This window comes from Candidatus Uhrbacteria bacterium CG10_big_fil_rev_8_21_14_0_10_50_16, assembly GCA_002774875.1.
Classification (GTDB): Bacteria; Patescibacteriota; Patescibacteriia; order UBA9934; family UBA11717; genus UBA11717.
Genome location: PCYM01000008.1, coordinates 1 through 335, shown reverse-complemented (window position 1 = coordinate 335; position 335 = coordinate 1). Strand labels below are relative to the sequence as shown.

The following is a 335-nucleotide window of genomic DNA, read 5'->3' as shown; positions in this document are numbered from 1 at the left end:
GCGCCAACTTCCCGGGCAACGTGGAGACCTGCGACGGGCAGGACAACGACTGCGACGGGTTCCTCGGCAACGAGGAGGTCGATGCAGACGGGGACGGCTACATGGTCTGCGAGAGCGACTGCGACGATGGGGAGGCCAACACCTTCCCGGGCGCGCCCGAGCTCTGCAACAACGTGGACGACGACTGCGACGGGGCAACCCCGAGCAACGAGATCGACGATGATGCGGACGGCACCTCGACCTGCGAGGGCGACTGCGACGACCAGGACAGCGCCAACTTCCCCGGCAACAGCGAGATCTGCGACGGGCAGGACAACGACTGCGACGGGTTCCTC

Annotated in this window: 1 protein-coding gene; it reads left to right on the top strand. The window is 66.9% G+C overall.

Annotated elements, in window-relative coordinates; translation table 11 throughout:
- A partial coding sequence (locus tag COV06_03905) for a hypothetical protein (protein PIR47339.1) occupies nucleotides 1-335 on the top strand: 335 nt, incomplete at both ends.